This window comes from Salinivibrio sp. MA427 (genome assembly GCF_001996115.1).
Classification (GTDB): Bacteria; Pseudomonadota; Gammaproteobacteria; order Enterobacterales; family Vibrionaceae; genus Salinivibrio; species Salinivibrio costicola.
The window spans coordinates 1-1,269 of record NZ_MUFH01000474.1; the positions used below are offsets into that span (position 1 = coordinate 1).

Here is a 1,269-nt window from a genome sequence, read left to right on the forward strand (position 1 = left end):
AGCTATACCCGTGCGGCAAAAGCCATGCATGCTAGCCCGTCGGCCCTAAGTCGGATTATTCAACGGCTTGAGGAGGACATCGGTCAACCGTTGTTTATTCGGACGAACAAAGCCGTTACCTTAACGCCCGCAGGAAAAACGTTATTACCCGTGGCGCGAGAAATCTTACAACTATGGCATACCACCAAAGCCAATATTAATGAACATGCCTCTTTGCTCGGCGGTAAACTCACGCTCTTTTGCTCGGTCACCGCCAGCTATAGCCATTTACCTGAGCTCCTCGCGCGGTTTCGTCAGCAATACCCAAATATCGAGCTACAACTGCTGACCGGCGATCCCGCTCAGGCAGAAGAAAAGGTGCAAGACAATAGTGCAGACATTGCCATTGCCGCTAAACCAAAGTATTTGTCGTCAAGTTTAGTCTTTCAACCCATTGATACCGTGAGCTTGTCGGTTATCGCGCCGGCAATGGCCAGCAGTGGCATTGACTTACAAGCCATTGACTGGCAACACATACCCTTAATCTTGCCCGAAGCGGGAACAGCACGCGAACTCGCTGATCAATGGTTGGCCAGCAAAGGCATCGAGGCAAACGTCTACGCACAAATAGCGGGTCACGAGGCGATAGTCAGTATGGTGGCATTGGGCTGTGGTATTGGTGTTGCACCGGATGTGGTGATTGATAACAGTCCAGTAAAGGACAAGGTTGAGCGCTTGCGCCAAGAAATCGTACAACCTCTCGAACTAGGCCTTTGTTGTAAAGCTTCCCGCGCAAAAGAGCCTTTACTCAACGCCCTACTCGATGTCATGCGATAAACCAAAAAGCCCCAACACAATGATGCTGGGGCTTAAACGCAAAAAACCCCAGCTTTTCAGCTAGGGTTTCTAAGTAGTGGCGGAGTGGACGGGACTCGAACCCGCGACCCCCGGCGTGACAGGCCGGTATTCTAACCAACTGAACTACCACTCCGCACCAATTCTGTCTCATCAAAGTCTTACACTTAATTGCTTTGATGCTTAAATTTTTGCTAACTAAAGCCYAATAYTAAGCGCTAATTAGATAATGAGAGCCTGGCGATGTCCTACTCTCACATGGGGAGACCCCACACTACCATCGGCGCTGCTTCGTTTCACTACTGAGTTCGGCATGGARTCAGGTGGGTCCAAAGCGCTATGGTCGCCAAGCAAAATTTGGTGTGTCTTCACTTTTCAGCCAAAACACTTAATCTAGAAAGCTGTTCGTTCTCGCCACAATCAACTGGCTTATTT

At 49.6% G+C, this 1,269-nt stretch carries 1 protein-coding gene, 1 tRNA gene and 1 rRNA gene; 1 reads left to right on the forward strand and 2 read right to left on the reverse strand.

Annotated features, from left to right (window positions below; all coding sequences use genetic code 11):
* Window positions 1-816: HTH-type transcriptional activator IlvY (gene ilvY, locus BZG79_RS15695; RefSeq protein WP_108743328.1), on the forward strand; the 816-nt coding region annotated here is incomplete at its 5' end.
* A gap of 77 nt (window positions 817-893) precedes the next feature.
* Here ilvY and BZG79_RS15700 read toward each other — a convergent pair.
* Both BZG79_RS15700 and rrf read right to left on the reverse strand, forming a co-directional pair.
* A tRNA-Asp gene (locus BZG79_RS15700) sits at window positions 894-970 on the reverse strand.
* A gap of 99 nt (window positions 971-1,069) precedes the next feature.
* Window positions 1,070-1,185: ribosomal RNA gene (rrf, locus tag BZG79_RS15705) — 5S ribosomal RNA — on the reverse strand.
* Between the last annotated feature and the right edge of the window lie 84 nt (window positions 1,186-1,269).